The following is a 24,993-nucleotide window of genomic DNA, read 5'->3' as shown; positions in this document are numbered from 1 at the left end:
CGTGGCCAAGGTGCCCGTATCCAGTCCGCATCACCCCGGCTTGGCGGAGCCGTCCGCTGCCAGCCTGCGCAGTCCCGTCGCGTCGAGTATCTCGATCTGCTCGCGCCCCAGGCGTACCAGGCCCTGTTCGGCGAGTCCCTTCAGCAAGCGGCTCACGATCTCGCGCACGCTGCCAAGTTCGTCGGCGAGGTGCTGATGCGTGGTGTGGATCGTGCGGCCCTTGCCGAGCAGCAGGGCGGCCAGGCGCTGGTCGAGCTTGCGGAAGGCGACCTCCTCGATCAGCTGCATGAGGTCGGCGATGCGCTCGGCGAAGAGGTGGAAGACGAAGTCGCGGAAGGCGCGCTCACCCAGCATGGCGTCGAACACCGGCTTGGGCAGCAGCATCAGCTCGGTGTCGGCCTCGGTGACACCGCGCGCGTTGTAGTCCTCGTGGCCGAGCAGGCAGGACGACGAGATGATGCAGGTCTCGCCCGGGCCAACGCGATAGAGCGGAAGCTCGCGCCCGTTGGGTGCGCACTTGCTTACCCGCACCGAGCCCTCGACCACGAAGGGGAAGCCCTCGCAGGCCTGGCGATCGTCGAACAGCATCGCCCCTGCAGGCACGCGCATCCATTGCGCGCTCCGCAGCAATTGCGCGCGCGCGGGCGCAGAGAGCTCGGCCAGGACCGGGTAGCGTGCGTCGAGCTGGGCGGCTGTGGTCGGGGATGGGCTGGTGCTCATCGGTTCAGGCCAGTTCCAGCACCACCGGCGCATGGTCCGAAGGCCGCTCCAGCCGGCGCGGCTCCTTGTCCACCGCGCAACTGCGGCAGGCCTCCCGCAGCGCGGGCGACACCAGCAGGTGGTCGATACGGAGGCCGAAATTGCGGCGGAAGGCCATCATCCGGTAGTCCCACCACGAGAATGCGCGCTCGGGCTGCTCGAAGAGGCGGAAGGCGTCGATCAGGCCAAGGTCCTGCAGCGCGCGGAAGGCGGCGCGCTCGGGCTCCGACACGTGGATCTCGTCCTTCCACTCCGGATGGGCGTCGCGGTCCTCGGGGGCGATGTTGAAGTCGCCCGCCAGCACCAGGCGCTCGTGCGTCTTCAGCTCCTCGCGCAACCATTCGGTCAGCGCGGCGAGCCAGCGCAGCTTGTACTCGAACTTGTCCGAACCCACCGCCTGGCCGTTGGGAAAGTAGCCGCATACCACGCGCACGCCGTTGATGGTGGCGGCGATGATGCGCTTCTGCTCGTCCTCGAAGCCGGGGATGTTGCGCACCACCGTCGTCTCGTCGATCGGCTGCGGGCTGAGGATGGCGACGCCGTTGTAGGTCTTCTGGCCGATGAAGACGGCGTGGTAGCCGGCGGCCTCCAGATCAGCGACCGGGAAGGCCTTGTCTTCGAGCTTGAGTTCCTGCAGGCACAGCGCGTCGGGCTTGTTTGCCGCCAGCCAGTCGAGGACATGCGGCAGGCGGACCTTCAGCGAATTGACATTCCAGGTGGCGATCTTCATGCAAGCCTTTTGGTATTGAACTGGGGAGTGCCAGAGGGTCGTCGGACCCGAGGGCGATGCCGAAGGGCGATGGGGAGAGACCTGGCTTCGAGCATCCTCGAAGCCATTTGCCTCAGGCGGAGAACACTTCCATCGGGACCTTGAAGCGCTCCGATAGGGCCTTGACCTGACGCAGGTTGAGCCCCCGTTTGCCTGCCAGGATCTCGGAAACGACCGACTGCGTGCCAACCTCGGGCAGGTCACTTTGGCGGATGCCGTGCTCGGCCATCAATTCGCGCAGCAGCTCGGACGGCGGCAACGCCGGCCAGGGATGGACGCGCGCTTCATACTCGCAGATCCGGTCGGCCACGATCGAGACTAGGCCGAAGATCGGGTGCGCCTCGTTTTCGCCGAACTGCTCGAAGGCTTCGTCGACGAAGGCCAGCAGCTCGGCGTAATGCGCTTCGTCGCGGATCGGTGCGGACAAGCCGAGGGCGTCGTTGATGGCGGCCCAGGGGGCGAGGACGTCCGTGACGCTCATTTCCAGTCTCCTTCGTCGTAGTCGGCGTGCGTGAGCACGGCCTTCACCCAGACCAACTGGGGCTCGAAGGCGATTGCCGCGATCAGGCGATACTTGTTACCGCCGATGTTGAACACATAGCGCCCGCCGACCTTGTCGACACCACGAAACGTGGCGCGCAAGGCTGCGAAGTGCGGGTAGTGGCCTTTCTCGATCAGCTGCCGAAAGGCTTGCAGGGGCGCCTCGGCATCGGGATGGCGTATAGAGAAGTCTCGCAGCGCCTTGTTCGAGATCAGTTTCATCAATGCAAGAGTATCGCAACTTGCTATTTATTGCAAGTTGCGATAGTGGTGCTTGCTCACCGGGTCGATATGCCTGAACCTCCGCTTCCGGCCTTCATGCCTGCGCCACCATCCCGCTGTGGCGCAGCAGCGCGTCGACCCTGGGCTCGCGACCGCGGAAGGCCTTGAAGGAGTCGAGCGCCGGTCGGCTGCCGCCGACGGCGAGGATCTCACGCCAGAAGCGTTCGCCGGTCTCGGGGTCGAGCAGACTGCCCTTGCCCGCGCCGGCTTCCTCGAAGGCCTCGAAGGCGTCGGCCGACAGTACCTCGGCCCACTTGTAGCTGTAGTAGCCGGCCGCGTAGCCGCCGGCGAAGATGTGCGAGAAGCTGTGCGGGAAGCGGTGCCAGGCGGGCGGGATCATCACTGCCACTTCGCGGCGTACTTCGTCGAGCAGGGCCATGACGCGCTCGATCGGGACGGGACCCGAGGAGGCATCCACCTCGCCGTGCAGGCGCAGGTCGAAAATCGAAAACTCGAGCTGGCGCACGGTCTGCATGCCGCTCTGGAAGTTCTTGGCGGCGATCATCTTGTCGTAGAGTGCGCGCGGCAGCGGCGCGCCGGTGTCGACGTGGGCGGTCATGCCCTGCAGTACGTCCCATTCCCAGCAGAAGTTCTCCATGAACTGGCTGGGCAGTTCGACCGCGTCCCATTCCACGCCGTGGATACCGGATACCGCCAGTTCGTCCACCTGGGTGAGCAGGTGGTGCAGGCCGTGGCCGCACTCGTGGAACAGGGTGAGCACGTCGTCGTGGGTGAAGGTGGCCGGTTTGCCGCCGACCGGGCCGGGGAAGTTGCACACCAGGTAGGCCACCGGCGTGTCGCTGCCCCAGGTGTTGCGGTGGCGGCTGCGCGCCGAATCCATCCATGCGCCGCCGCGCTTGGTGCTGCGCGCGTGCAGGTCGAGGTAGAAGTGCCCCACCAGCTCGCCTTCCTTCTCGATGCGGAAGAAGCGCACGTCCGGATCCCAGGTGGGCGCCTCGTCGGGCAGGATGTCGACGCGATACAGCGCGCGGATCACGCCGAACAGGCCGTCGAGCACCTTGGGCTCGGGGAAGTATTGCTTCACCTCCTGGTCGGAATAGGCGTAGCGCGCTTGGCGGAGTTTCTCGGAGGCGTAGGCCACGTCCCAGGGTTCGAGCGTATCGAGGCCGAGCTCGGCCCTGGCGAAGGCCTTGAGCTCTTCCAGGTCCTTCTCGGCAAAGGGCTTGGCCTTGGCGGCGAGGTCGCGCAGGAAGCCGAGCACCTGTTCCGGCGTGTCGGCCATCTTGGGAACCAGCGACACCTCGGCGAAGTTGCGATAGCCGAGCATGCGGGCCTCTTCATCGCGCAGCGCAAGGATGCGTCCGATCAGCGGGCCGTTGTCGAGCTCGGGCTTACCCAGCTCGGAAGCGCGGGTGGCGTAGGCGCGGTACATGCGCGCACGCAGTTCGCGGTCGTCGGCGTACTGCAGCACCGGCAGATAGGAGGGCATCTGCAGGGTGAACTTCCAGCCCGGCTTGCCCTCGGCCTCGGCTGCGGCGCGGGCGGCCTGGCGGGCATCGTCCGGGATCCCGGCAAGGCCTGCCTCGTCGCTGACCCACTCGGCGTGGGCGTTGGTGGCGTCGAGCAGGTTCTCGGAGAACTTGGCTGCGAGCTGGGACTGCTCTTCCTGGATTTCCTGGAAGCGGGGCTTCTGGTCATCGGGCAGTTCGGCGCCGGAGAGGCGGAAGTCGCGCAGCCCGTGCCCGAGGATGCGCTGGCGCACCGGCGACAGGGTGGCGAACTCGGGGCTGTCGTGCAGTGCCTTGTACTTCTCGAACAGCGCCAGGTTCTGACCGACCTCGGCGTAGAAGCGCGAGATCTCGGGCAACATCGCGTTATAGGCCTCGCGCCACTCGGGTACGTCGAACACGCTGTGCAGGTGGCCGACCACGCCCCAGGCGCGGCCGAGGCGCTCGCCGGCCTCGTCCATCGGGCTGACGAAGCCGTCCCAGGTGGGAGTGCCCGGCTCGGCGGTGAGGCGCTCGATCAGCGCGCGGTTCTCGTCGATCAGACTGCGGATGGCAGGCTCGACATGTTCGGGCTTGATGTCCTCGAAGCGCGGCATCGCGGAGAAATCGAGGAGAGGATTGGCTGCGGTGCTGTCGTTCTGCATGGGAATCGGGGGCAATCCAGGGTTGGTTGATGCGGACTATTGTGCCGTAAAAATTGCTGCGGGCGCCGCTATGGGCGCCCGCAGCAATCTCAATTGAACTGCTGTTGGTTGTCGTACTTACTTCTCGATCAGGTCGCGATACGCATGCCAGCTCGCGTGGCCCAGGAGCGGCAGCAGGATGACCATGCCGATCATCATGGTTGCAAAGCCCACCAGGACGAGCGCGACGATGATCGCTGCCCATAGCGCCATCGTGTCGAAGTTCACCTGAACTGCCCGCAGGCTGGTCATGGCTGCGGTTACGCTGTCGACGTCACGATCCATCAGCATCGGAATGGCGACGGCGGACAGCGCGAACACCACGGCCGCCAGCGTGCCGCCGATCACCATGTAGGCGAATACGAAGTACAGGTTCTCGCCCGACATGAAGACGCTGCTGAGAAAGCCCGAGACTTCGGCGAGGTCGCCCCGGAAGAACAGTGCGAAAAGTATCGCCGACAGGCGCTCCCAGGCGATGAGCGCGAGCGCGAGGAAGACCCCGAAGTAGGCGATGCTGTCAGCGTGTCCGCGCAGGCCCCTCATCGAGTCCATGAAGGAGGCCCGTTCGCCGCGCTCGTGCCGGCGTGAGACCTCGTAGAGACCTGCCGCCGCGATCGGACCGACCAGGAAGAAGCCTGAAATGGCCGCTGTAAACAGATAGGGCATGTCGGCGGCGAAGGAGAGTATCAAGTACCCCATCGCAGCGAGCACGACCCCGTAGGGCAGGCTTGCGCCGAGGTTGTCGCGCATATCTTCCCAGCCCAGCTTCAACCACTGCAGGGGGCGCGAACGGTCGATATGGCGAACGTGTGGCAGGTGGAAATGCTGCTCCAGCGAGTTTGACGAGTGGTCCATGGCTGTCTCCCTGTGGTGTGCTGCGAGGGGTGCGCTGTCGCTCCGGCGCCCACGAGGGCGTCTCGGGCGGCAGGCTGACTCTTAGAGTAGGACAGAATCGTCGAGTTCGCGAATACGAGTTGTTCCTGTTCCATCCCGGCAGCCGCCGTTCATAAGCGTGGGGCCCGTCCGCACACGCTTGCGGACGGGCCCCACGGGGCTGCTGCAATCGGGCTGGAACAGCGACCCGGCCCGCTGCGCTCAGGCCAGGGCGCAGCCGGTCAGGCGCTCGTAGGCCTCGCGGTACTTGCCTGCGGTGTGCTCAATGACCTCGGCCGGCAGCCGGGGGCCGGGCGCGGTCTTGTTCCAGTCGAGCGTTTCGAGGTAGTCGCGCACGTACTGCTTGTCGAAGGACGGTGGGCTGATGCCTTCGCGGTAGCTGTCGGCGGGCCAGAACCGCGACGAGTCTGGGGTGAGCGCTTCGTCGATCAGGTGCAGCGTGCCGGCGGCATCGATGCCGAACTCGAACTTGGTGTCAGCGATGATGATGCCGCGACTTGCAGCGTAGTCTGCTGCTTCGGAGTACAGCGCAATAGCTGCTGTGCGCGCTTCCTCGGCAAGTTGCGCACCGGTCTTGCCAGTGCCGGCGAGCGCGTCCTTCAGCATGGCGTCGCAGCGCGCCTGCGCCTGCTCGAAGGAGATGTTCTCGTCGTGCTCGCCCATGTCCGCCTTGGACGAGGGTGTGAAGATCGGTGCCGGCAGCTTCGCCGCCTGTTGCAGACCCGCCGGTAGCGCGATGCCGCAGATGGCGCCGCTGGCCTGGTAGTCTTTCCAGCCCGAGCCGATCACGTAGCCCCGCACCACCGCCTCGATCGGCAAGGGCTTGAGGCGCTTGACCACCAGTGCGCGTCCGCGCACCTGGTCGCGCTCGTCCGCCGCCACCACCGTCTCGGGGTCGATGCCGGTGAGCTGGTTGGGCAGGATGTGGCCGAGTCTGTCGAACCAGAAGTTGGCCAGCGCCACCAGCACGCGGCCCTTGTCCGGGATCGGGTCGGGAAGGATCACGTCGAAAGCAGACAGGCGGTCGCTGGTCACGATCAGCAGCTTGTCGGCATCGACGGCGTAGATGTCGCGCACCTTGCCGCGGCCGAGTAGCGGCAGGCTCTTGATGGAAGTCTCGAAAATGGGCGTCGCCACGGTGGGGCCTCGGGTTGCTGGCAAAGCCGGGATTATAGGGGAGGGGCGCTCACTTTCGGGACTGAGGAAGGTACAGTCATCGATGGGGTCCAGGCAGTGAGCAATGCTCTGTGCTGGAGTAGTTTGAGAACAGGAGATATGGCATGTCCTTGAGTATCGTCGACCTCAGAGCCTATGTTCCCGCCAAAGACTTCGAGGAGTCCAAACGCTTCTATCAAGCGCTCGGCTTTGCTATGTCGGACGGTTGGGGCGGTACCGCCGACTTCGAGTTGAATGGCCACTGCATTCGACTGCAGAATTACTATGTCAAGGACTGGGCGGACAACTGCATGTTCGTGATGGGCGTCATGGATGTCGAGGCATGGCATCGACGGGTAAACGAGATTGTGAATGGCGGCAGCTTTCCCAATGTTCGCTTCACACCACCGGAGGCCGTTGACGGTTCGCTCGTTCTCCACGTTTGGGATCCGTGCGGTGTCTTGCTCATCTTCGTGCAGTAGCGGGCGAACAGCACGCAGCGGCTGGCACTGCTCTACGCCGCTGATACCACGCCTCGATCAGCATGAGGCACGCTGCGCATGACGTCGGAAATCCTGAGGGTGCTAGCGCTTTGTGTCGTGCTCGCCGGCGTCGAGACGCTGCACGGAATTCTAAGGGCCGCAGTGCTTGTTCCGCGGGTGGGCAAGGGGCGAGCCTTGAAGGTAAGCATCGTGACGGGCACAGCCTTGGCGTTCGGTGTGTGTTACCTGCTTGTTCCCGGCATCGGAGTGAATGAGCCAGGGGCACTCCTTGCCATTGGGCTTGCCTTGGCATTGTTCATGGCCAGCTTCGATATCGTTCTGGCCAGGACGCTTCTCAAACGGCCATGGGCCAGGGTGTTCAGAGACTTCGATCCACGAACAGGAAACTACCTGTCATTTGGTCTGTTGCTTCTGGTCGTCATTCCGTATGCTGTAATGGCGTTGCGTTGAGGCCGCGGTCACATGTGCTGTGACCGTGCCAGGCGCGCAGGTGGCCGAGTGTTCCGCTGCAACAGTCTCTGGAGGGTAGGCGCATGAAAGGTCGTTGTCTTTGTGGCGCAGTGAACCTCATCTCGCCCGACGTGAAGGAAATTGGTGCCTGCCATTGCGGGTTCTGTCGGCGATGGGGTGGTGGGCCACTCCTGGCCGTTCATTGTGGGCCAGACGTGCAGTTTGAGGGGGCTCAGCATATCTCGGTGTTTTCGTCATCCGAGTGGGCAGAGCGAGGCTTCTGCAGTAGATGTGGAACACACCTCTATTACAAGCTCTTGTCCACTGGCGCCCACTTCGTCCCTGCTGGCGTGTTCGATTCCACCGATTTCGAGATCGTCACGCAGGTCTATATCGACAGGAAGCCGGGCTACTATGCGCTCGCGAACCAGACGCCCACATTGACCGAACGGCAGGTCATCGAGCGGTACAGCTCTCCCGATAGCCACTGAGGCGGGGGCTCCGGACCGGGGCGGTGCGAGCTGTTTGCAGCCGATACGGGTGCCTGACCCTTACTTGATGAAACTGCCATGAATATCAATCCTTCCGTGTTACCCCCCGAGTTGCCGTGTCCCGTCGATGATGGGGCGGCTGCGCATCTTGAAGGTGCATCTGCGCCAGATCTGGTGCTCGCCGCCACCGATGGTTCGACGGTCAATCTGAGCACCCTGCATGGTTCATGCGTCATCTACGTATATCCCCGGACCGGGCAGCCAGGTGTGCCTTTGCCGGATGGCTGGGATGCAATTCCTGGTGCGCGCGGCTGTACGCCGCAGTCCTGCAGCTTCCGTGACCACCATGGCGAGCTCGCCGCACTTGGGGCGCGTGTTTTCGGCCTGAGTGCCCAGAGCTCGGATTACCAGCGCGAAGCCCGCGACCGGCTGCGTCTGCCTTTTGAACTGCTGAGCGACAGTGCGCTTGCCTTGAAGACTGCGCTGCACCTGCCGACCTTCAACGCCGCAGGCATGGAGCTATACAAGCGCTTGACGCTGGTCGTCGAGGAGGGCGTCATCCGCAAGGTGTTCTATCCCGTGTTTCCGCCGGAAAGGAGCGCTGAGGATGTTCTTGAGTGGTTGCGCATGCACAGAGGACAAGGCTGACAGGATTGACGGGGACGTTCAGGGCGCCGGTGCTCTTCATCGAAGTGCCTTCTTGACGCGGATCGAGGGATATCATGCAGTTGCTTCGTGGCGTGCTTGTATTGTCGGCGGCCGGTATTGGCCTGTACTTGGTGTTGATGAAGTCGGGTGCCGACCCTCATGGCGCAGCAGTGGTCAGAGACCATGCCGCCGTGTTTGCAACGGCGATCGACACCGAGCTCGAACGCCTGGCTCCGGCTTGCATCACCATACCCGGCGCATTCCCGCGCTCGCCGATGTGGAACCATATCCCGTGCGACGCATGCAAGGGGCTGGAGCAGGCCGGGCTGCTGGCGTTCTCGGACGGGAAGTACCATCTGCTCGAGGCCGGCGAGCCTTACTACAGCCGTCGTGAATCGAGGTTCTGCTTTGGCGAGGTCAAGGTCCGCGAGATCGCCGAATCCCTGCCGGTTCATGCCATGGACGGCACCCGTTTCGTTTCCTTGAAGTATGTGCCGGAGATTCACTCGCCCGCGCCCTTCCTGTTCACCCCGGAAGCGCGGGCACTCGGGTTGCCCGAACCGCGGCCCGCCAAGGGCGGGGGGGCACCGTGGCTGGGTGCGGAACAGATCATCACGTTCGCGTTCTCTGACGATGGCGGCGTGATTTCCGTGTCGCCGTGGTCGGGTTACCGTTACGGCAAGTACGCGCGCGAGCGCGAGGCTGGCGCCTGGCACTGATCCGGGGGCAGACTGCCGCCTGCCGAATGCTTGCTATGCGTTCGGAATTGACGGGGGTATAATTCGGTGCTCGATCAGACGCTGTCCTGCAGTTGCAGGCTGGGTCCCCCGTGTTGAAACAATGCGTTGCCAGACGCGCTCCGAGTGCCCACCGCTGAATCATGAAGGCCTTTCTGTGCAGACTCATCGGTTTTGCGACGGACACGACGCCTGCTGTCAGGTCGCGAGAGAAGACGCCGGTGATCTACAAGTTCAAGCGCGACGTACTGTCGATCGTGGCCAAGTTGAACAATGGCGTCAGGGACCCCGATTGCGCCACGATCAAGCGCCAGACAATGTTCGTGCAGTCGCAGCTCTTCCACAGCATCTATCATGATCCGGCCGTACCCGAGGCAACGAAGAAGCTGTTGATGGAGTACCACCTCAAGAGTGTGCGGGCAACGATTGGCGACATGCGTGGGGGGCGTGTCCGTGAAGAGTTGCAGGAGCCGGGCAGTAGCAGGGTGCAGGGCGCTGCCTAGGCCGGACGGCGCGGGTGCGCCAGGGGGCAGCCCGTCAGCCGACTGTGTGACGCATTGCCGCGTAGGGGCGCGATTTGTCGTGGCCGTCCTTGAGAATGCGTGCGACCGTGATGCTTGATGGCGCTATTTTGCGCTGCAGCATCTAGAATCCGGTCCGTGCATTCATACTGGCGCTGGCAGTGCGCCCCGATATCGTGTCTCTTTCCGATCAAGCTCGAGTCATTCCGCGGCTTCACCTCGTCGGTACCCTGGTTGTTGTTGTCGTCCTGACGCTGGCCCTGGGCAGCATCTTTTCCTGGCAGCACATCGATGCGCATCGGGCCTCGATCGCGCGTCTGGAGCAGGTTGTCACCGCCAAGCTGGAAGCGCGCCTGGACGCCGAGATGGCCTCCGCGCTCGACTACCTGGAGTTCACCCGCTCGCGCACCGAAGAGACGCTGCGCAACGCCGTCATCGAGCCTGTGGAAGCGGCGCTCCAGATCGCAACCGCCATACATGCGCGTGAAGTGGGACGGCGACCCGATGACGATATTCAGCGTTTGATTGTCGAGGCGCTCAGGCCTGTGCGTTTCTTCGATGGGCGAGGATATTTCTTCATCGACGACATGAGCGGTCGCTTCATCCTGCTGCCCACCGCCCCGCAGTTCGAAGGGCGGCTGATGCCGGATAACCAGGACGACACTGGCCGCTACATCATGCGGGGCCTCATCGATGCAGCACGCCTGCCACCGGGACAGGGGTTCTTCCGCTACCGCTGGTACCGTCCTGACGACCCTCAGCGCATGGCCGACAAGCTTGCCTATGTCCGCCACTTCGAGCCTTACGACTGGCTGATCGGCACCGGCGATTACACCTACGAGTGGGAGATCCATCTGCAGAATGAGGCGCTGGCCCGACTGCGCGGCTTCCGCTTTGGTGAAAGTGGCTATGTCGGCCTGATCGATGCCGAAGGCCGCTCCCTGCTTTCGCCCTCCGAGCCCGAACTCGAAGGCAAGCATTTCAGCGAGCTTCCTGCCGAGCAGGGCGAGGCTTTGCGCACTCTGTATGCCAAGGCGCGCGAGGGTGGAGGGTTGGTGCGCTACTTGTGGCGCAATCCGGCGACCGGCGTGCTTGCGCCCAAGCTGGCCAGAGTGGAGACTGCCCAGCCTTGGGGCTGGATTCTCGTCGTTGCCGTGTTCGAGGACGAACTGCATGGCGCCCTGCTTGCCGAGCGCGAGTCGTTCGAACGCATGAGCGGTCCGCGAGGGCGCGGCCTGATGATCGCGCTGGGGCTTGCGCTGGGCGTCGCCCTGGTTGCGTCCTGGCTGTTCTCGCGCTGGTCCGGACGTCTCTTCATGCGCTATCACGACGAGAACCGTGCCCAGCGTGCGGCCCTGAGGGCGCAGGCGGAGCGCTTGCGTGAGAGTGAGGACAAGCTCGCGACGATCCTCGACAGTGTCGAGGCCTACATCTATATCAAGGGCGCGGACTATCGCTACAGCTATGCGAACCGCCTGGTATGCGACTTGTTCGATTGTCGTCAGGCAGACCTGGTCGGCAAGACCGACGCGGATTTCTTCGATGCGGCCACCGCTGCGAATCTGGCGCGCAATGACAGAAGAGTGATCGAGCACGGCGAGCGCGTGGCGGTCGAAGAGATCAACACCACCCGCAGCGGCACGGCCGAGCGCACCTTCATGTCAGTCAAGTTGCCGCTGCGCCGGGAGGATGGTTCGATCTACGCGTTGTGCGGCATATCCACGGACATCACCCAGCGCAAGGCCATGGAGGAGGAGATCCGCCATCTGGCCTTCTACGATGCGCTCACCGACCTTCCCAACCGCAGATTGCTGGTCGATCGCCTGCAGCAGCTGCTCGCGCAGGGCAGCCGCAACGCCCAGCATGGGGCGCTGCTGTTCATCGACCTTGACAACTTCAAGGCGCTCAACGACACCTTGGGGCATGACCAGGGCGATGTGCTGCTCGTGGAAGTGGCATGCCGGCTGCGGTCCTGCGTGCGCGAGGAGGACACCGTCGCCCGCATCGGCGGCGACGAGTTCGTGGTGATGCTGGGCGGGTTGGGCGTGCGCGAGGACGAGGCGGTCGCACATGCCCGAGCCGTCGGCGAGAAGATCCTGGACTGCCTCGGGAAACATTATGTGTTGCAGGGGCACGTCCATGTCAGCACGCCAAGCATCGGCATCAGAGTCTTTGCGGGCAAGGGATTGCAGGTGGACGAGCTGATCAGGCAGGCCGACCTCGCCATGTACGAGGCCAAGGCTGCCGGCCGCAACACGCTGCGCTTCTTCGCCCCCGAGCTGCCCCAACGCCCGCACTAGGCCGTGGGAAGGAGCAGGGCCGTGGCGGGCAGCTCAGGGATGGCCACTGCGCTCTTCCCGCGCCAGCAACTTGCGCATTCGCCGCAAGCCCATGTACACCAGCCCGGCGATGACCGGAATCGACGCCGCGGTGAGCACTTCCGGCGTGGCTGGCGCGATGAAGTCCTTGGCGCCCTTGGCGACGTAGTTGACCAGTTGCGAAGCGTAGTAGGTGATGGCCACCACCGACAGGCCTTCCACCGTCTCCTGCAGATGGAGCTGGATCTTGGCGCGGCGGTTCATCTGCGCGAGCAACTCCTGGTTCTGGCGTTCGAGCTCGATGTCGACCCGCGTACGCAGCAGTTGCGAGTTGCGTGCGACGCGGCCGGACAGATCCTCCTGGCGGCGGGCGATCGTCGCGCAGGTGGCGATGGCCGGGGCCAGCCGGCGTTCCATGAACTCGCGCATGGTGGGGAAGCCGTTCAGCCGTGACTCGCGCAGTTCGTCGATGCGTTGTTGCACCAGGCGGTAGTAGGCCGCTGCGGCGCCGAAGCGGAAGGTGGTGCGGGCCACCGAGCGTTCGACCTCTGCCGCCAGGCGGGTGAGGCGGCCTAGCATGATGCGGTCGTCGTCGGTGCTGCGGGCCTGGCCGAGGCCGTCCATGAGGTCTGCGAGCTCATCCTCTGCTCGAGAAAGCAGACGGCCAACCTCCTTGGCGATCGGAAAGGCGAGCAGGGCCATCACGCGATAGGTTTCGATCTCGACCAGGCGTTGCACCATGCGGCCGGCCTGGCGCGGGGTGAGGCCGTCGTCGAGCAGCACGAAGCGCGAAAAGCCGTCGTGGATGTGGAAGTCGGTGAACACCCAGCCGGCACAATCCGCCACGCGTGAGGCGACCAGGGTTTCGCCGCGCGGCGAGGCCTGCTCGAGCAGGCTGTCGGGGAGGACGTCGTCCGTGCTGCGGACCTCGATATGGGTGGCGGCGATGATCTGCCCCGGGATGTCCCGCCGCCACGCTGCAGGTACGGCCAGCAGTGCGTGCTCCTCGCTGCTGTCACCGGCCAGGATGGGGCGGAAGAAGGTGTAGCTGGAGAACTCGTTGTGTCGTTCCCACTTGAGGCGAAAACCGTCCATCTCGAGCAGGACGTGGCCGCTGTCGGTAACCGGGGAGTCGAGGCCGAACTGCTCGGCCAGCGCCGAGAGATGGGCTGCCTCGCGACTGGCGCTGCCTTCATGGTGAAGGACTGCCAGGTAGCTCACGTACTCGGGGGCTTCGAGCGGAACGGGCGGGCGGGCGTGTACCTCGTCGTTGAGCGGGCGGCGCAGGGGGTGCTGTTCGGGCAGGGACATGGAGGGGGAGGAGGCCGAGTGGGGATGGGAATGCGGATCTGTCGGCATTCTTGCCCACCGCTGCAGGCGATGACAAGCCGCTGCGGAGGGCGGCCCGCCCACCGCAGCCAGTGGGTGCCCGCTCAGCTGAGCTCCGGCTCATGCTCGAACTGCGGCACCGGTCCGATGCGACGGCTCGCCGTGCGGGCGCGGGTGCGCAATGCGGCGACGGCCGGCAGTTCGCTGCCTTCGAGAAACGCCAGGAAGGCGCCGCCACCGGTGGAGATGTAGTCGATCTGCTCGCCGACGTCGAAGCGTGCTATGGCCGCCAGCGTGTCGCCGCCGCCTGCGATGCTGTAGGCCGGGCTGGCGGCGATGGCTGAGGCGAGTGCCCGCGTGCCGGCCGCGAACGCGTCCATCTCGAACACGCCAACCGGGCCGTTCCATACGATGGTGCCGGCGCGGGCGAGCACGCCAGCGAGCGAATCCCGGCTCTGCGGCCCGATGTCGAGGATCATGGTGCCTGGTGGTACGTGCTCGGTGTCATGGTTACGGGCGTCGGCGTCGGGGGCGAAGCGGTCGGCGACCACCACGTCCTCGGGCAGCCAAACCACGCCGCCGTGTTCAGCCAGCCGGCGCTCGATGCGGCGGGCGGCGTCGAGCAGGTCGGGTTCGTGCAGGGAGGCGCCGACCTCGCAGCCGCGCGCGGCGAGGAAGGTGTTGGCGATGCCGCCGCCCAGTACGAGCACGTCCACCTTGGCAGCCAGACTCTCGAGGATGGTGAGCTTGGTCGACACCTTCGAGCCGGCGACGATCGCCGCGAGCGGGCGCGCGGGGTGGGCCAGCGCACGTCCCAGCGCATCGAGTTCGGCCGTCATCAACGGCCCGGCGCAGGCCACCGGCGCGGCGAGTGCCAGTGCGTGGAGGGTGCATTCCTTGCGGTGTGCGGTGCCGAAGGCGTCGTTGACGTAGACGTCGATGAAGCGGGCGATGCGGGCGGCGAGCCGTGGGTCATCGGCCTTCTCGCCGACATTGCCCCGGCAGTTCTCGAGCAGCACCAGCTCGCCCGCACGCACGCCGAAGCCGCCGTCGGTCCAGTCCTTGACCAGCGGCACGGGGTGTCCGAGCAGTGAGGATAATGCGCCAGCGACGGGTGCCAGCGAGTCGGCGGCTGCGAGCGCTCCTTCGACCGGGCGTCCGAGGTGCGAGGTGATCATGACCGCTGCACCGGCGTCCAGGCAGTGGCGGATGGCGGGCAGTGTGGCGCGGATGCGCGTGTCGTCCGCGAGGCTGCCGTCTGCATTGAAGGGAACATTCAAGTCGGCGCGGATGAAGACCCGCTTGCCGGCAAGGTCGAGGTCGGACAGACGCAGAAAGTTCATCGGAGGACTCCTTTCGATGGTGCGCGGGCACGCAGGCTGCGGATGCGAGCAGGGGCGTGGGCGGTGCGTTGTGGCCGGTGTTTCGTCGTCATTGCGCCAGCGCCTTGCGACGGCGGTCCATCAGGCGCCAGATGAAGGGGGTGAAGATCAGCTGCATGGCCAGCTCCATCTTTCCGCCCGGCACCACGATGGTGTTGGCACGGCTCATGAAGCTGTCGTTGATCATGTTGAGCAGGTAGGGAAAGTCGATGCCCTTGGGGTTGGCGAAGCGGATCACCACCATTGATTCGTCGGCGGTCGGGATCGAGCGCGCGATGAAGGGGTTGGAGGTATCCACCATCGGCACGCGCTGGAAGTTCACATGGGTGCGGGCGAACTGCGGGCAGATGTAATGAACGTAGTCGTGCATGCGGCGCAGGATGGTATCGGTGACGGCCTCGGTGGAGTAGCCGCGGGTGCTCTTGTCGCGGTGCAGCTTCTGGATCCACTCCAGGTTCACCACCGGCACCACGCCGATCAGCAGGTCGACGAAGCGGGCCACGTCCACCTGCTCGTGCTGGACGGCGCCGTGCAGGCCCTCGTAGAACAGCAGGTCGGTGCCGGTGGGCAGCTCTTCCCAAGGGGTGAAAGTGCCCGGCGGCTGCTGGTAGTGCTCGGCCTCTTCCAGGCTGTGCAGGTACTTGCGGCGCCTGCCGCCGCCGGATTCGGCGTAGCTGCGAAAGAGGTTCTCGAGTTCGCCGAAGAGGTTGGCCTCGGGGCCGAAGTGGCTGAGCTGGCAGCCCGTGCTGCCCTCGCGGGCGGCGAGCTTCTCGCGCATCGTCTTGCGGTCGTAGGCGTGGAAGCTGTCGCCTTCGATGACGGCGGCGGCGACGCCTTCGCGGCGGAACACCTCCTCGAAGGTGCGCTGCACGGTGCTGGTGCCGGCACCGGAGGAGCCAGTGATGGCGACGATCGGGTGGCGTTCGGACATGATGTCTCCCCTCGGCCCCTATTGGGCGAATTCGGTGTCACGGAACAGGGAGCGGGCGTGGAACAGTGGCGGCTCGTCCTGCACGCTGCCGATCACCGGTTCGTGGTGGTAGCGTTCGATGCGCTCGACTTCTTCCCGCGACCCGAAGACGAAGCCGATGCGCTGGTGCAGGCTTTCGGGCCGGACCTCTAGCGTCGGGCGCACGCCGGTGCTGGCGCGGCCGCCGGCCTGCTCGATGAGGAAGCCGATCGGGTTGCATTCGTAGAGCAGGCGCAGCCGGCCGGGCCTGGCCGGGTCCTTGCGGTCGCGCGGGTAGAGGAAGACGCCGCCGCGCATCAGGATGCGGTGGGTCTCGGCCACCATCGAGGCGATCCAGCGCATGTTGAAGTCGACGCCGCGCGGGCCGCTGCGCCCGGCCAGGCACTCGTCGACGTAGCGCCTTACCGGCGGCTCCCAGAAGCGCGCGTTGGACGCATTGATGGCGAACTCGCGCGTGGTCTGGGGTACGCGGATGCCGGGGTGGGTGAGATAGAACTCGCCGATGATCGGGTCGAGGGTAAAGCCCGCGACCCCGTTGCCGACGCTGAGCACCAGCATCGTCGAGGGGCCGTAGATGGCGTAGCCGGCGGCGACCTGGCGGCTGCCGGGCTGCAGGAAGTCCGCGGCCGTGGCGTCCTCGCCGGGGGTGGGGGCGCGCAGGATCGAGAAGATGGAGCCGACGGCAACGTTGACGTCGATGTTGCTTGATCCGTCGAGCGGATCGAAGGCAAGCAGGTACTTGCCGCGCTGGTCGCTGGCGGGCAGCGGGATGGGGGCCTCGTTCTCTTCCGACACCATGCCGGCGAGGTCGCCGCCCCAGTGCGTGGCGCGCAGGAAGATCTCGTCGGCGAGCACGTCGAGCTTCTTCTGCTCCTCGCCCTGCACGTTGGCACTGCCGTGGCTGCCGAGTACGTCGGCGAGTGCGCCGTGGGCGACTGCGCGCGAGATGGCCTTGCATGCCTGGGCGATCTGCAGGATCAGAGCGTTGAATTCGCCGGTGGCCTCGGGGGTGCGGCGGCGGTGTTCGATCAGGTATTCGGTGAGCGTGCTGCGGTCGAGGTTGAACATGGACTGTCTCCCCCGGCGTGGTGCCGGAACGGTGCTTGTCGTTATGGGTGCGGCTCGCGTTCAGCCGGCCTCGGCCTGCTGGAAGTGACGGCTGGCGCGGACATCGGATTCGGTGATGGTGGTGAGCGCCTCGGCATCGACCGTGGCGCCGGATTCGAACAGGCGAAGGGCCTGGCGCAGGCGCATGCGGTCGAGTGCGTTGCGGATGCTGCGGGCGTTGGCAAAGTGCGACTGGCGGCGACGCAGGACGATGTATTCGTCGAAGGCGCTGAAGGCGGCCTCGTCGAAGCGGTAGTTCCAGCCGGCGAGCATGCGCTGGGCGATCTCGCCGAGTTCGCTGTCGCTGTAGTCCGGGAAGTCGATGTGGTGGGCGATGCGCGATTTCATGCCTGGGTTCGATTCGAAGAAGCGCTCCATGCGGTCGGCGTAGCCGGCGAGGATCACCACCAGGTCGTCGCGCTGGTTCTCCATCACCTGCAGCAGGATCTCGATTGCCTCCTGGCCGTAGTCCTTTTCGTTCTCCGGGCGGTAGAGGTAGTAGGCTTCGTCGATGAAGAGGACGCCGCCCATGGCGCGCTTCAACACCTCCTTGGTTTTTGGCGCGGTGTGGCCGATGTACTGGCCGACGAGGTCGTCGCGCGTCACCGCGACGACGTGGCCGCGGCGGCAGTAGCCGAGGCGATGCAGGATCTCGGCCATGCGCATGGCGACGGTGGTCTTGCCGGTGCCGGGGTTCCCGGTGAAGCTCATGTGCAGCGAGGGCTGTTCGGTGGCCAGCCCCAGGCGTTGGCGCACGCGGTCGACGAGCAGCAGGGCGGCGATCTCGCGCACGCGGCGCTTGACCGGGGCGAGGCCGACCAGGTCGCGCTCGAGGGACTCGAGCACCTCGCCGATACCGGCGTCCCGGAACTCGGCACCGAGGTCGATGCGGGCGGGGGCGGGGGCCTTCTCGGGGGCGTTCATGGACTCGTCTCCTGCTGTCGTCTGGGGTCAGGCGCTGTAGCGCGCGCCTTCCGGGTTGCGGCCGACGGCGTAACTCTCCATCGTGTAGCGCAGCTTGCGGCCCTGCGTTTCCTGGCGGATCACGCGGAAGCCGGGCTCGGCGGTGGGGCGCTGGACGATGAAGGACATGCGTACAGTCTCCCAGCCCTTGGTCGAGTCGAAGGCGTTGATGCGGATGTAGGTCTCGGGCTTGGCCTCGCGGCAGGCCTTGAGTTCGCCCATTACGCCGGCGGGGTCGCGCAGGTCGAACATCGGCAGGCCCCACATGTTCCAGTAGGTGTTGCGCGGGTGGGGGTCGTCGGTGAACTCGATCGCGACCGCCCAGTTCTGGTCGAGGCAGTAGTTGATCTGGGCCGCGATCTGGGTGTCGGTGAGGTCGGGCAGGAAGGAAAAGCAGCCTTGGGCGATGCGCATGATGGGTCTCCTCGGTTCCGGGATGGGGCTGAGCTTCAGGCCACGCTGGCGGTCGGCACGAAGTCCGACGTGTCGGTGCTGGTGTAGTTGAAGGTGATGTCACCCCAGGTATCGAGGGCGGCGCGCAGCGGTTGGCACCACCTGGCGGCGTCGGCGAGGATCTGTGGGCCTTCGTTGGCGATGTCGCGGCCTTCGTTGCGGGCGAGCACCATGGCCTCGAGCGCGACGCGGTTGGCGGTGGCGCCGGCCTGGATGCCCATCGGGTGGCCGATGGTGCCGCCGCCGAACTGCAGCACGACCTCGTCGCCAAACAGGTCGAGCAACTGGTGCATCTGGCCGGCGTGGATGCCGCCCGAGGCCACCGGCATCACGCGCTTGATACTGGCCCAGTCCTGGTCGAAGAACAGGCCGCGCGGCAGATCCTGCTTGGTCACCATGTCGCGGCAGACGTTGTAGAAGCCTTGCACCGTCATCGGGTCGCCTTCGAGCTTGCCGACCGCGGTGCCGGCGTGCATGTGATCGACGCCGGCCAGGCGCAGCCACTTGGCGATGACGCGGAAGGACACGCCGTGGTTCTTCTGCCTGGTGTAGGTGCCGTGGCCGGCGCGGTGCAGGTGCAGGATCATGTCGTTGTCGCGGCACCAGTTGCTCATCGACTGGATCGCGGTCCAGCCGACGATGAGGTCGATCATGACGATGCAGGAGCCGAGGTCGCGGGCGAACTCCGCGCGCTTATACATCTCCTCCATGGTGCCCGCGGTGATGTTGAGGTAGTGGCCCTTGGATTCGCCGGTCTGCGCCGCGGCCTGATTGACGCCTTCCATGCAGTACAGGAAGCGGTCGCGCCAGTGCATGAAGGGCTGCGAGTTGATGTTCTCGTCGTCCTTGGTGAAGTCCAGGCCACCGCGCAGGGCCTCATACACCACGCGGCCGTAGTTCTTGCCGGACAGGCCGAGCTTGGGCTTCATCGTCGCGCCCAGCAGCGGGCGGCCGTACTTCTCCAGGCGCTCGCGCTCGACCACGATGCCGGTGGGCGGGCCGCGGAAGGTCTTCACGTAGGCCACCGGCAGGCGCATGTCTTCCAGGCGTGCGGCCTTGAGCGGCTTGAAGCTGAACACGTTGCCGATGATCGACGCGGTGAGGTTGGCGATCGAGCCTTCCTCGAACAGGTCGAGATCGTAGGCGACCCAGCAGAAGTACTGGCCCTCCTGGCCGGGCACCGGCTCGATGCGGTAGGCCTTGGCGCGGTACTTGTCGCAGGCGGTGAGGCGGTCGGTCCACACCACGGTCCAGGTTGCGGTGGAGGATTCGCCGGCGACCGCAGCGGCCGCTTCGATTGGATCGACGCCTTCCTGCGGGGTGATGCGGAAGACCGCGAGCACGTCGGTGTCCTTGGGCTCGTAGTCCGGGTTCCAGTAACCCATCTGCGCATACTTCAGCACGCCGGCCTGGTAGCGCTTCTTGGGGTCGAGGATCTGTTGCGGGTTTTCTGCGGCGCCCATGTCGTGTCTCCTTCCGTTTGTGTGCTGCCAGGGGCTGTGAAGCGGTGACTTGCAAGCGGTGGTGACTGGACAATAGGGCGGTGCTTTAATAAGCTCAAATGAGGTTTTCTGGCTTATTGAGATAAGGTTTTCTGATGAAGCTCGCCCAGCGCCTTACCCTCAGGCAGCTCCGCGCCCTGGTGGCGGTGGCCGACAGCGCCAGCTTCACCCAGGCCGCACGCCTGCTGCACCTGACCCAGCCGGCGATCTCGATGCAGATCCGCGACGCGGAGGCGATCGTGGGCCAGGTGCTGGTCGATGGCCGGCGCGAGATCCACCTCACCCCGGCGGGCGAGATCGTGGCGCGGGCGGCGCGCCAGGCACTGCAGGCGCTAGAACTGGCCGAGGTCGAGCTGAAGGCGCGCATGGGCGTGGCGGCCGGCACGCTGGACGTGGTGGCGATCACGACTGCGGAGTACTTCGTGCCGCACCTGCTGGCCGAGTTCGGTCGTCGCCACCCGGACATCACCTTCCGCCTGGCGGTGGAGAACCGCGAGCGGGTGCGCACGCTGCTGCAGGAACAGCGCTGTGACGTGGCGATCATGGGACAGCCGCCGCGCGGCATCGACCTGCGCCGGATTCCCTTCGCTCCGCACCGGCTGTCCTTCGTGGCGCGCCCGGACCACCGCCTGGCCGGACGCAAGCGCATCCCGCCCGCGGCGCTGACCGACGAGCGCCTGCTGCTGCGCGAGCAGGGCTCGGGCACGCGCGACAACCTCGAGCGCTTCCTGCGCGCGCACGGCGTCAAGCCGCTGGCGGCGGACGAGCTCGGCAGCAACGAGACTCTGAAGCAGGCGGTGATGGCCGGCATGGGCATCGCCTTCCTGTCGCATCACACCTTTGCAATGGAGGTGGAAAGCGGGCGCCTGGTGCGGTTGGATGTAGCCGACACGCCGGTCATCCGCGAGTGGAACGTGGTCTCGCGCACCGACCGGCCAATGACGCCCGCGCTCGACGCGTTGCTGGAGTTCCTGCAGACCGAGGGGGCGGCGCGGATGCGGGCGATGGAGCGCTGAGGCCAGCGCAAAAAAGAAAACGCGCCACGTGGGCGCGTTTCGATCTGACTGGAAAGCCGCGTCGGCTCAGCGCACGATCTGCGTCAGCTCGCCTGCCTTGTAGCGCGCAGCCATCTTGTCGAGCGAGATCGCCTTGATCTTGCTGGCCATGCCGGCGCAGCCGAAGGCTTCGAAGCGGGCCTTGCACACCAGCTTGGCGGCTTCACGCGCGGGCTTGTTGAACTCGCGCGGGTCGAACTTGGAGGGATTCTCGACCAGGAACTTGCGCACTGCACCGGTCATCGCCAGGCGGATGTCAGTGTCGATGTTGATCTTGCGCACGCCGTACTTGATGCCCTGCACGATCTCCTCGACCGGCACGCCGTAGGTTTCCTTCATGTCGCCGCCGTACTGGCGGATGATCTCGAGCAGCTCCTGGGGCACCGAGCTCGAGCCGTGCATCACCAGGTGGGTGTTGGGAATGCGGGCATGGATGGCCTTGACGCGCTCGATGGCGAGGATGTCGCCGGTGGGCTTGCGGCTGAACTTGTAGGCGCCGTGGCTGGTGCCGATGGCGATGGCAAGTGCGTCGCAGTCGGTCTGCTTGACGAAGTCGGCGGCCTGGTCGGGGTCGGTCAGCATCTGGCTGTGGTCGAGCGTGCCCTCGGCGCCGACACCGTCTTCCTCGCCGGCCTGGCCGGTCTCGAGCGAGCCGAGGCAGCCGAGCTCGCCTTCGACGCTGACGCCGATGGCGTGCGAGAACTTCACCACTTCGCGGGTGACGGCGACGTTGTAGTCGTAGGAGGAAGGCGTCTTGCCGTCTTCCAGCAGCGAGCCGTCCATCATCACGCTGGAGAAGCCCGAGCGGATCGCGCCCATGCAGATCGCAGGGCTCTGGCCGTGGTCCTGGTGCATGACGATGGGGATGTTCGGGTAGGCTTCGACGGCGGCGTCGATGAGGTGGCGAAGGAAGGCTTCGCCGGCGTATTTACGCGCGCCGGCCGAGGCCTGCATGATCACCGGACTGTCGCATTCGGCAGCCGCTTCCATGATGGCCTGGACCTGTTCGAGGTTGTTCACGTTGAAGGCGGGCAGGCCGTAACTGTGTTCGGCCGCGTGGTCGAGCAGCTGGCGCATGGAAACGAGGGGCATGGGTTTCTCCGGGAGGGGGCGCCGGTGACCGGCGGTTCGGTGTTCGAAAGTCGTTATTTTATCCTGTCGCGCGGTGCATGCGTCATGCCGGCGCGACAGGTATGGGGCAGGCGGCCGGGCTTCAGAGGCGGTCGTCCAGGGTGCCCGGGCGGTGGTGTTCGCCCACGCGCACGATCTTGAGCGTGTTGGTGCCGCCCGAGGCACCGATCGGCTCGCCGATGGTGAGCACGATGAGGTCGCCGTAGTCGACTACGCCCTGCTCGAGCAGGACCTGTTCGGCCTCCCACAGCAGTACGTCGCGGTCCTGGTGGGTCTGGCTCATCAGCAACGGGTGCACTTCGCGGTACAGCGTCATCAGATTGCGCGCCGTCACCTCCGGGGTGAGGGCATAGATCGGCACGCCGGCATTGAGCCGGCTCATCCACAGTGCGGTCGACCCGGTCTGGGTGAGCGAGGCGATGGCCTTGACCTTGAGGTGGTAGGCGGTCCAGATCGCCGCCATCGCGATCGACTGGTCGATGCGCGAGAACACGCGGTTGAGCATCTCGCGGTCCAGTCCGATCTCGGACGACTTCTCGGCCTCCAGGCAGACCCGGCTCATCGCCTCGATGACTTCCACCGGGTACTTGCCGGCGGCGGTCTCGGCCGACAGCATCACCGCGTCGGTGCCGTCGAGCACCGCGTTGGCGACATCGGACACCTCGGCGCGCGTCGGCACCGGGCTGGTGATCATCGATTCCATCATCTGCGTGGCGGTGATGGTGAGCTTGTTGCGGTCTCGCGCGGCGCGGATCATCTTCTTCTGCAGGGCAGGCACGGCGGCGTCGCCGACCTCGACTGCGAGGTCGCCGCGCGCCACCATGATGCCGTCTGAGGCGCCTAGGATCTCCTCCAGGTTGGCGACGGCCTCGGTGCGCTCGATCTTGGCGATCAGCACCGCGCTGCTGCCGGCGGCGCGCAGCAGCTGGCGGGCCATGTACATGTCGGCCGCGCTCTTTGGGAAGGACACGGCGACAAAGTCCACGCCGATCTGCGCTGCGGTGCGGATGTCATCCATGTCCTTGGCGGTGAGCGCGGGGGCGGTGAGCCCGCCGCCCTGACGGTTGATGCCCTTGTTGTTCGACAGCTCGCCGCCCACCTTCACCGTGGTGTGGATCTCGTGGCCGAGCACGCGCTGCACGGTGAGCTTGAGGCGGCCGTCGTCGAGCAGCAGCACGTCGCCCGGCTTGACGTCCTTGGGCAGGTCCTTGTAGTCGAGTCCGACACGCTCGCCGCTGCCGAGCTCGCAGCGCGCGTCGAGAATGAAGGGTTGGTCCTTGGTGAGTGTGATCCGGCCGTCTGCGAACTTGCCGACGCGGATCTTGGGACCTTGCAGGTCGGCGAGAATGCCGACCGGGCGACCGGCGAGTGCCGAGGCCTCGCGGATTGCCTCGGCGCGCGCGACGTGGTCCTCGGCCTTGCCGTGGGAAAAGTTCATGCGCACCACATCGACGCCGGCCTGGACCATGCGTTGCAGGACGTGGGGGTCTGATGAGGCGGGGCCGAGGGTGGCGACGATCTTGGTGTGGCGGGACATGTAGGACTCCAGCGAGGCGGGGTACGTGATGGCTGGGGGGCGGCAGGCCTGAAAGCGCTTGTCAGCCGGCATTCTAGCGCCGCACGAGAAAAAGGCCGTCGCGTGGGACGGCCTTTCGATGGGTCAGGCTGTGGCCTGGGTCAGGCTGTGGCCTGGGTCAGGCTGCGAAGCGTTCTTCCAGCGCCGCGATCGCGGGCAGCGTCTTGCCCTCGAGGAATTCGAGGAAGGCGCCGCCGCCGGTGGAGATGTAGCCGACGTCCTGGGCGATGTCGAACTTGGCGATGGCCGCCAGGGTGTCGCCGCCGCCGGCGATCGAGAAGGCTTCGGAGTGGGCGATGGCCGAGGCCATCATCTTGGTGCCGCCGGCGAACTGCGGGTGCTCGAAGACGCCGACCGGGCCGTTCCAGACGATGGTGCCGGCGTGGGCGATGATGTCCGCCAGGCGCGCCGAACTCTTCGGGCCGAAGTCGAGGATGCGGTCGTGGGGGCCGACTTCGTCCACCGAGATGCGGTTGGCACGGGCGAGCGCCGAGACCTCGTCGGCCACGACCACGTCCACAGGCAGCGGCACTTCGGCGCCGCGTGCCTTCATGATGTCCATCACCTGCTGCGCCTCGCGCACCATCTCGGGTTCGGCGAGCGACTCGCCGATGCGCTTGCCGGCGGCGAGCAGGAAGGTGTTGGCGATACCGCCACCGACGATGAGCTGGTCGACCTTGTCGGCCAGCGTGCGCAGGATGGTGAGCTTGGTCGACACCTTGGCTCCGCCGACGATCGCCACCAGCGGGCGGGCCGGGTTGTGCAGCGCCTTGGACAGCGCGTCGATCTCGGCGCCCATCAGGATGCCCGCGCAGGCGACCGGGGCGAAGCGGGCGATGCCGTGGGTGGTGGCTTCGGCGCGGTGAGCGGTGCCAAAGGCGTCATTGACGTAGATGTCGCACAGCGCGGCCATCTTCCTGGCGAGCTCTTCGTTGTCCTTCTTCTCGCCCTTGTTGCAGCGGCAGTTCTCGAGCAGCACGACCTCGCCCGGCTTGACTTCGAAGCCGCCGTCGACCCAGCCCTGGATCAGCCGTACCGGCTTGTCGAGGAGCTGGCCCAGGCGCACGGCGACCGGCATCAGTGAGTCTTCGGCGCGCAGTTCGCCTTCGGTAGGGCGGCCGAGGTGGGAGGTGACCATCACTGCAGCGCCGTGCTCGAGGCAGTAGCGAATGGAGGGAATGGAGGCGCGGATGCGGGTGTCCTCGGTGATGTTGCCGGCTTCGTCCTGCGGCACGTTGAGGTCGGCACGGATGAACACCTTCTTGCCGCTGACGTCGAGTTCGGTGAGTTTCTTGACTTGCATGGT

Annotated in this window: 25 protein-coding genes; 8 read left to right on the top strand and 17 right to left on the bottom strand. The window is 65.8% G+C overall.

Annotated elements, in window-relative coordinates:
* Positions 1-30 precede the first annotated feature (30 nt).
* From B447_RS09325 to B447_RS09295, 7 genes are all read right to left on the bottom strand, one after another.
* A complete protein-coding gene (locus B447_RS09325) occupies positions 31-720 on the bottom strand; it encodes a Crp/Fnr family transcriptional regulator (protein WP_002938984.1) in 690 nt (229 codons plus the stop codon).
* A gap of 4 nt (positions 721-724) precedes the next feature.
* Entirely contained in the window at positions 725-1,489 is a 765-nt protein-coding gene (gene xth / locus B447_RS09320; protein WP_002938983.1) for an exodeoxyribonuclease III, read from the bottom strand.
* Positions 1,490-1,601: 112 nt separating this feature from the next.
* Entirely contained in the window at positions 1,602-2,009 is a 408-nt protein-coding gene (locus tag B447_RS09315; RefSeq protein ID WP_002929475.1) for a helix-turn-helix domain-containing protein, read from the bottom strand.
* On the bottom strand, positions 2,006-2,290 hold the full coding sequence (locus B447_RS09310; RefSeq protein WP_002938982.1) for a type II toxin-antitoxin system HigB family toxin: 285 nt from the start codon (positions 2,288-2,290) through the stop codon (positions 2,006-2,008). The genes B447_RS09315 and B447_RS09310 overlap by 4 nt, the downstream gene beginning before the upstream one ends.
* A 94-nt stretch (positions 2,291-2,384) precedes the next feature.
* Entirely contained in the window at positions 2,385-4,463 is a 2,079-nt protein-coding gene (locus B447_RS09305) for a M3 family metallopeptidase (RefSeq protein ID WP_002938981.1), read from the bottom strand.
* 117 nt (positions 4,464-4,580) lie between these two features.
* Positions 4,581-5,357, bottom strand: coding sequence for a DUF2189 domain-containing protein (locus B447_RS09300; RefSeq protein ID WP_002938979.1), 777 nt, complete (start codon positions 5,355-5,357; stop codon positions 4,581-4,583).
* A gap of 240 nt (positions 5,358-5,597) precedes the next feature.
* On the bottom strand, positions 5,598-6,533 hold the full coding sequence (locus B447_RS09295; protein WP_002938978.1) for a phosphoribosylaminoimidazolesuccinocarboxamide synthase: 936 nt from the start codon (positions 6,531-6,533) through the stop codon (positions 5,598-5,600).
* Positions 6,534-6,676: 143 nt separating this feature from the next.
* On the opposite strand from B447_RS09295, the gene B447_RS09290 reads away from it, so the two are divergent.
* The 7 genes from B447_RS09290 (at position 6,677) to B447_RS09260 (ending at position 12,201) form a co-directional block, all read left to right on the top strand.
* On the top strand, positions 6,677-7,033 hold the full coding sequence (locus tag B447_RS09290) for a VOC family protein (protein WP_002938977.1): 357 nt from the start codon (positions 6,677-6,679) through the stop codon (positions 7,031-7,033).
* A 78-nt stretch (positions 7,034-7,111) separates the two neighbouring features.
* Positions 7,112-7,504: a hypothetical protein gene (locus B447_RS09285; RefSeq protein WP_002938976.1), complete on the top strand. Its 393-nt coding sequence runs from the start codon at positions 7,112-7,114 to the stop codon at positions 7,502-7,504.
* An 83-nt stretch (positions 7,505-7,587) separates the two neighbouring features.
* A complete protein-coding gene (locus tag B447_RS09280) occupies positions 7,588-7,995 on the top strand; it encodes a GFA family protein (protein ID WP_037982610.1) in 408 nt (135 codons plus the stop codon).
* A gap of 78 nt (positions 7,996-8,073) precedes the next feature.
* Positions 8,074-8,643, top strand: coding sequence for a peroxiredoxin (locus B447_RS09275; protein WP_002938974.1), 570 nt, complete (start codon positions 8,074-8,076; stop codon positions 8,641-8,643).
* Positions 8,644-8,717: 74 nt separating this feature from the next.
* On the top strand, positions 8,718-9,362 hold the full coding sequence (locus tag B447_RS09270; protein WP_002938973.1) for a hypothetical protein: 645 nt from the start codon (positions 8,718-8,720) through the stop codon (positions 9,360-9,362).
* A gap of 239 nt (positions 9,363-9,601) precedes the next feature.
* On the top strand, positions 9,602-9,883 hold the full coding sequence (locus tag B447_RS09265; RefSeq protein ID WP_002929463.1) for a hypothetical protein: 282 nt from the start codon (positions 9,602-9,604) through the stop codon (positions 9,881-9,883).
* Positions 9,884-10,062: 179 nt separating this feature from the next.
* Entirely contained in the window at positions 10,063-12,201 is a 2,139-nt protein-coding gene (locus tag B447_RS09260) for a sensor domain-containing diguanylate cyclase (protein ID WP_002938971.1), read from the top strand.
* 33 nt (positions 12,202-12,234) lie between these two features.
* On the opposite strand, the gene B447_RS09255 is transcribed toward B447_RS09260, so the two are convergent.
* The 7 genes from B447_RS09255 to B447_RS09225 all read right to left on the bottom strand — a co-directional run bounded on the left by B447_RS09255 (position 12,235) and on the right by B447_RS09225 (position 19,886).
* Complete coding sequence (locus tag B447_RS09255) at positions 12,235-13,530, bottom strand: DUF3422 family protein (RefSeq protein WP_002938969.1); 1,296 nt, start codon at positions 13,528-13,530, stop codon at positions 12,235-12,237.
* A gap of 122 nt (positions 13,531-13,652) precedes the next feature.
* Positions 13,653-14,891: a phosphoglycerate kinase gene (locus tag B447_RS09250; protein ID WP_002938967.1), complete on the bottom strand. Its 1,239-nt coding sequence runs from the start codon at positions 14,889-14,891 to the stop codon at positions 13,653-13,655.
* A gap of 88 nt (positions 14,892-14,979) precedes the next feature.
* Positions 14,980-15,861, bottom strand: a complete 882-nt coding sequence (locus B447_RS09245) for a phosphoribulokinase (RefSeq protein WP_002938964.1) — start codon at positions 15,859-15,861, stop codon at positions 14,980-14,982.
* An 18-nt stretch (positions 15,862-15,879) separates the two neighbouring features.
* Positions 15,880-16,968 (bottom strand): class 1 fructose-bisphosphatase, encoded by a 1,089-nt coding sequence (locus B447_RS09240; protein ID WP_002938962.1) that lies wholly within the window; start codon positions 16,966-16,968, stop codon positions 15,880-15,882.
* A gap of 60 nt (positions 16,969-17,028) precedes the next feature.
* Complete coding sequence (gene cbbX / locus B447_RS09235) at positions 17,029-17,931, bottom strand: CbbX protein (protein ID WP_002938960.1); 903 nt, start codon at positions 17,929-17,931, stop codon at positions 17,029-17,031.
* Between the two features lie 27 nt (positions 17,932-17,958).
* Complete coding sequence (locus tag B447_RS09230; RefSeq protein WP_002938958.1) at positions 17,959-18,384, bottom strand: ribulose bisphosphate carboxylase small subunit; 426 nt, start codon at positions 18,382-18,384, stop codon at positions 17,959-17,961.
* A 35-nt stretch (positions 18,385-18,419) separates the two neighbouring features.
* On the bottom strand, positions 18,420-19,886 hold the full coding sequence (locus tag B447_RS09225) for a form I ribulose bisphosphate carboxylase large subunit (protein ID WP_002938956.1): 1,467 nt from the start codon (positions 19,884-19,886) through the stop codon (positions 18,420-18,422).
* A 134-nt stretch (positions 19,887-20,020) separates the two neighbouring features.
* Between B447_RS09225 and B447_RS09220 the strand changes: the two genes are divergently transcribed.
* Positions 20,021-20,941: a LysR family transcriptional regulator gene (locus B447_RS09220; protein WP_002938955.1), complete on the top strand. Its 921-nt coding sequence runs from the start codon at positions 20,021-20,023 to the stop codon at positions 20,939-20,941.
* Positions 20,942-21,007: 66 nt separating this feature from the next.
* Here B447_RS09220 and fba read toward each other — a convergent pair whose 3' ends face one another.
* The 3 genes from fba to B447_RS09205 all read right to left on the bottom strand — a co-directional run bounded on the left by fba (position 21,008) and on the right by B447_RS09205 (position 24,990).
* Complete coding sequence (fba, locus tag B447_RS09215; RefSeq protein ID WP_002929444.1) at positions 21,008-22,072, bottom strand: class II fructose-bisphosphate aldolase; 1,065 nt, start codon at positions 22,070-22,072, stop codon at positions 21,008-21,010.
* A gap of 121 nt (positions 22,073-22,193) precedes the next feature.
* Positions 22,194-23,648: a pyruvate kinase gene (pyk, locus tag B447_RS09210; protein WP_002938954.1), complete on the bottom strand. Its 1,455-nt coding sequence runs from the start codon at positions 23,646-23,648 to the stop codon at positions 22,194-22,196.
* Between the two features lie 157 nt (positions 23,649-23,805).
* Entirely contained in the window at positions 23,806-24,990 is a 1,185-nt protein-coding gene (locus tag B447_RS09205; protein ID WP_002929434.1) for a phosphoglycerate kinase, read from the bottom strand.
* Positions 24,991-24,993 lie beyond the last annotated feature (3 nt).

Source organism: Thauera sp. 27 (assembly GCF_000310125.2).
GTDB classification, from domain to species: Bacteria; Pseudomonadota; Gammaproteobacteria; order Burkholderiales; family Rhodocyclaceae; genus Thauera; species Thauera mechernichensis.
This window is presented reverse-complemented; position numbering and strand designations above follow the sequence as displayed.

What these genes read in the sequence shown, in the direction of transcription:
- B447_RS09325 (WP_002938984.1), bottom strand. Translation starts at nt 720, where the DNA reads ATGAGCACCAGCCCATCCCCGACCACAGCCGCCCAGCTCGACGCACGC.
- xth (WP_002938983.1), bottom strand. Translation starts at nt 1,489, where the DNA reads ATGAAGATCGCCACCTGGAATGTCAATTCGCTGAAGGTCCGCCTGCCG.
- B447_RS09315 (WP_002929475.1), bottom strand. Translation starts at nt 2,009, where the DNA reads ATGAGCGTCACGGACGTCCTCGCCCCCTGGGCCGCCATCAACGACGCC.
- B447_RS09310 (WP_002938982.1), bottom strand. Translation starts at nt 2,290, where the DNA reads ATGAAACTGATCTCGAACAAGGCGCTGCGAGACTTCTCTATACGCCAT.
- B447_RS09305 (WP_002938981.1), bottom strand. Translation starts at nt 4,463, where the DNA reads ATGCAGAACGACAGCACCGCAGCCAATCCTCTCCTCGATTTCTCCGCG.
- B447_RS09300 (WP_002938979.1), bottom strand. Translation starts at nt 5,357, where the DNA reads ATGGACCACTCGTCAAACTCGCTGGAGCAGCATTTCCACCTGCCACAC.
- B447_RS09290 (WP_002938977.1), top strand. Translation starts at nt 6,677, where the DNA reads ATGTCCTTGAGTATCGTCGACCTCAGAGCCTATGTTCCCGCCAAAGAC.
- B447_RS09285 (WP_002938976.1), top strand. Translation starts at nt 7,112, where the DNA reads ATGACGTCGGAAATCCTGAGGGTGCTAGCGCTTTGTGTCGTGCTCGCC.
- B447_RS09280 (WP_037982610.1), top strand. Translation starts at nt 7,588, where the DNA reads ATGAAAGGTCGTTGTCTTTGTGGCGCAGTGAACCTCATCTCGCCCGAC.
- B447_RS09275 (WP_002938974.1), top strand. Translation starts at nt 8,074, where the DNA reads ATGAATATCAATCCTTCCGTGTTACCCCCCGAGTTGCCGTGTCCCGTC.
- B447_RS09270 (WP_002938973.1), top strand. Translation starts at nt 8,718, where the DNA reads ATGCAGTTGCTTCGTGGCGTGCTTGTATTGTCGGCGGCCGGTATTGGC.
- B447_RS09255 (WP_002938969.1), bottom strand. Translation starts at nt 13,530, where the DNA reads ATGTCCCTGCCCGAACAGCACCCCCTGCGCCGCCCGCTCAACGACGAG.
- B447_RS09250 (WP_002938967.1), bottom strand. Translation starts at nt 14,891, where the DNA reads ATGAACTTTCTGCGTCTGTCCGACCTCGACCTTGCCGGCAAGCGGGTC.
- B447_RS09245 (WP_002938964.1), bottom strand. Translation starts at nt 15,861, where the DNA reads ATGTCCGAACGCCACCCGATCGTCGCCATCACTGGCTCCTCCGGTGCC.
- B447_RS09240 (WP_002938962.1), bottom strand. Translation starts at nt 16,968, where the DNA reads ATGTTCAACCTCGACCGCAGCACGCTCACCGAATACCTGATCGAACAC.
- cbbX (WP_002938960.1), bottom strand. Translation starts at nt 17,931, where the DNA reads ATGAACGCCCCCGAGAAGGCCCCCGCCCCCGCCCGCATCGACCTCGGT.
- B447_RS09230 (WP_002938958.1), bottom strand. Translation starts at nt 18,384, where the DNA reads ATGCGCATCGCCCAAGGCTGCTTTTCCTTCCTGCCCGACCTCACCGAC.
- B447_RS09225 (WP_002938956.1), bottom strand. Translation starts at nt 19,886, where the DNA reads ATGGGCGCCGCAGAAAACCCGCAACAGATCCTCGACCCCAAGAAGCGC.
- B447_RS09220 (WP_002938955.1), top strand. Translation starts at nt 20,021, where the DNA reads ATGAAGCTCGCCCAGCGCCTTACCCTCAGGCAGCTCCGCGCCCTGGTG.
- fba (WP_002929444.1), bottom strand. Translation starts at nt 22,072, where the DNA reads ATGCCCCTCGTTTCCATGCGCCAGCTGCTCGACCACGCGGCCGAACAC.
- pyk (WP_002938954.1), bottom strand. Translation starts at nt 23,648, where the DNA reads ATGTCCCGCCACACCAAGATCGTCGCCACCCTCGGCCCCGCCTCATCA.
- B447_RS09205 (WP_002929434.1), bottom strand. Translation starts at nt 24,990, where the DNA reads ATGCAAGTCAAGAAACTCACCGAACTCGACGTCAGCGGCAAGAAGGTG.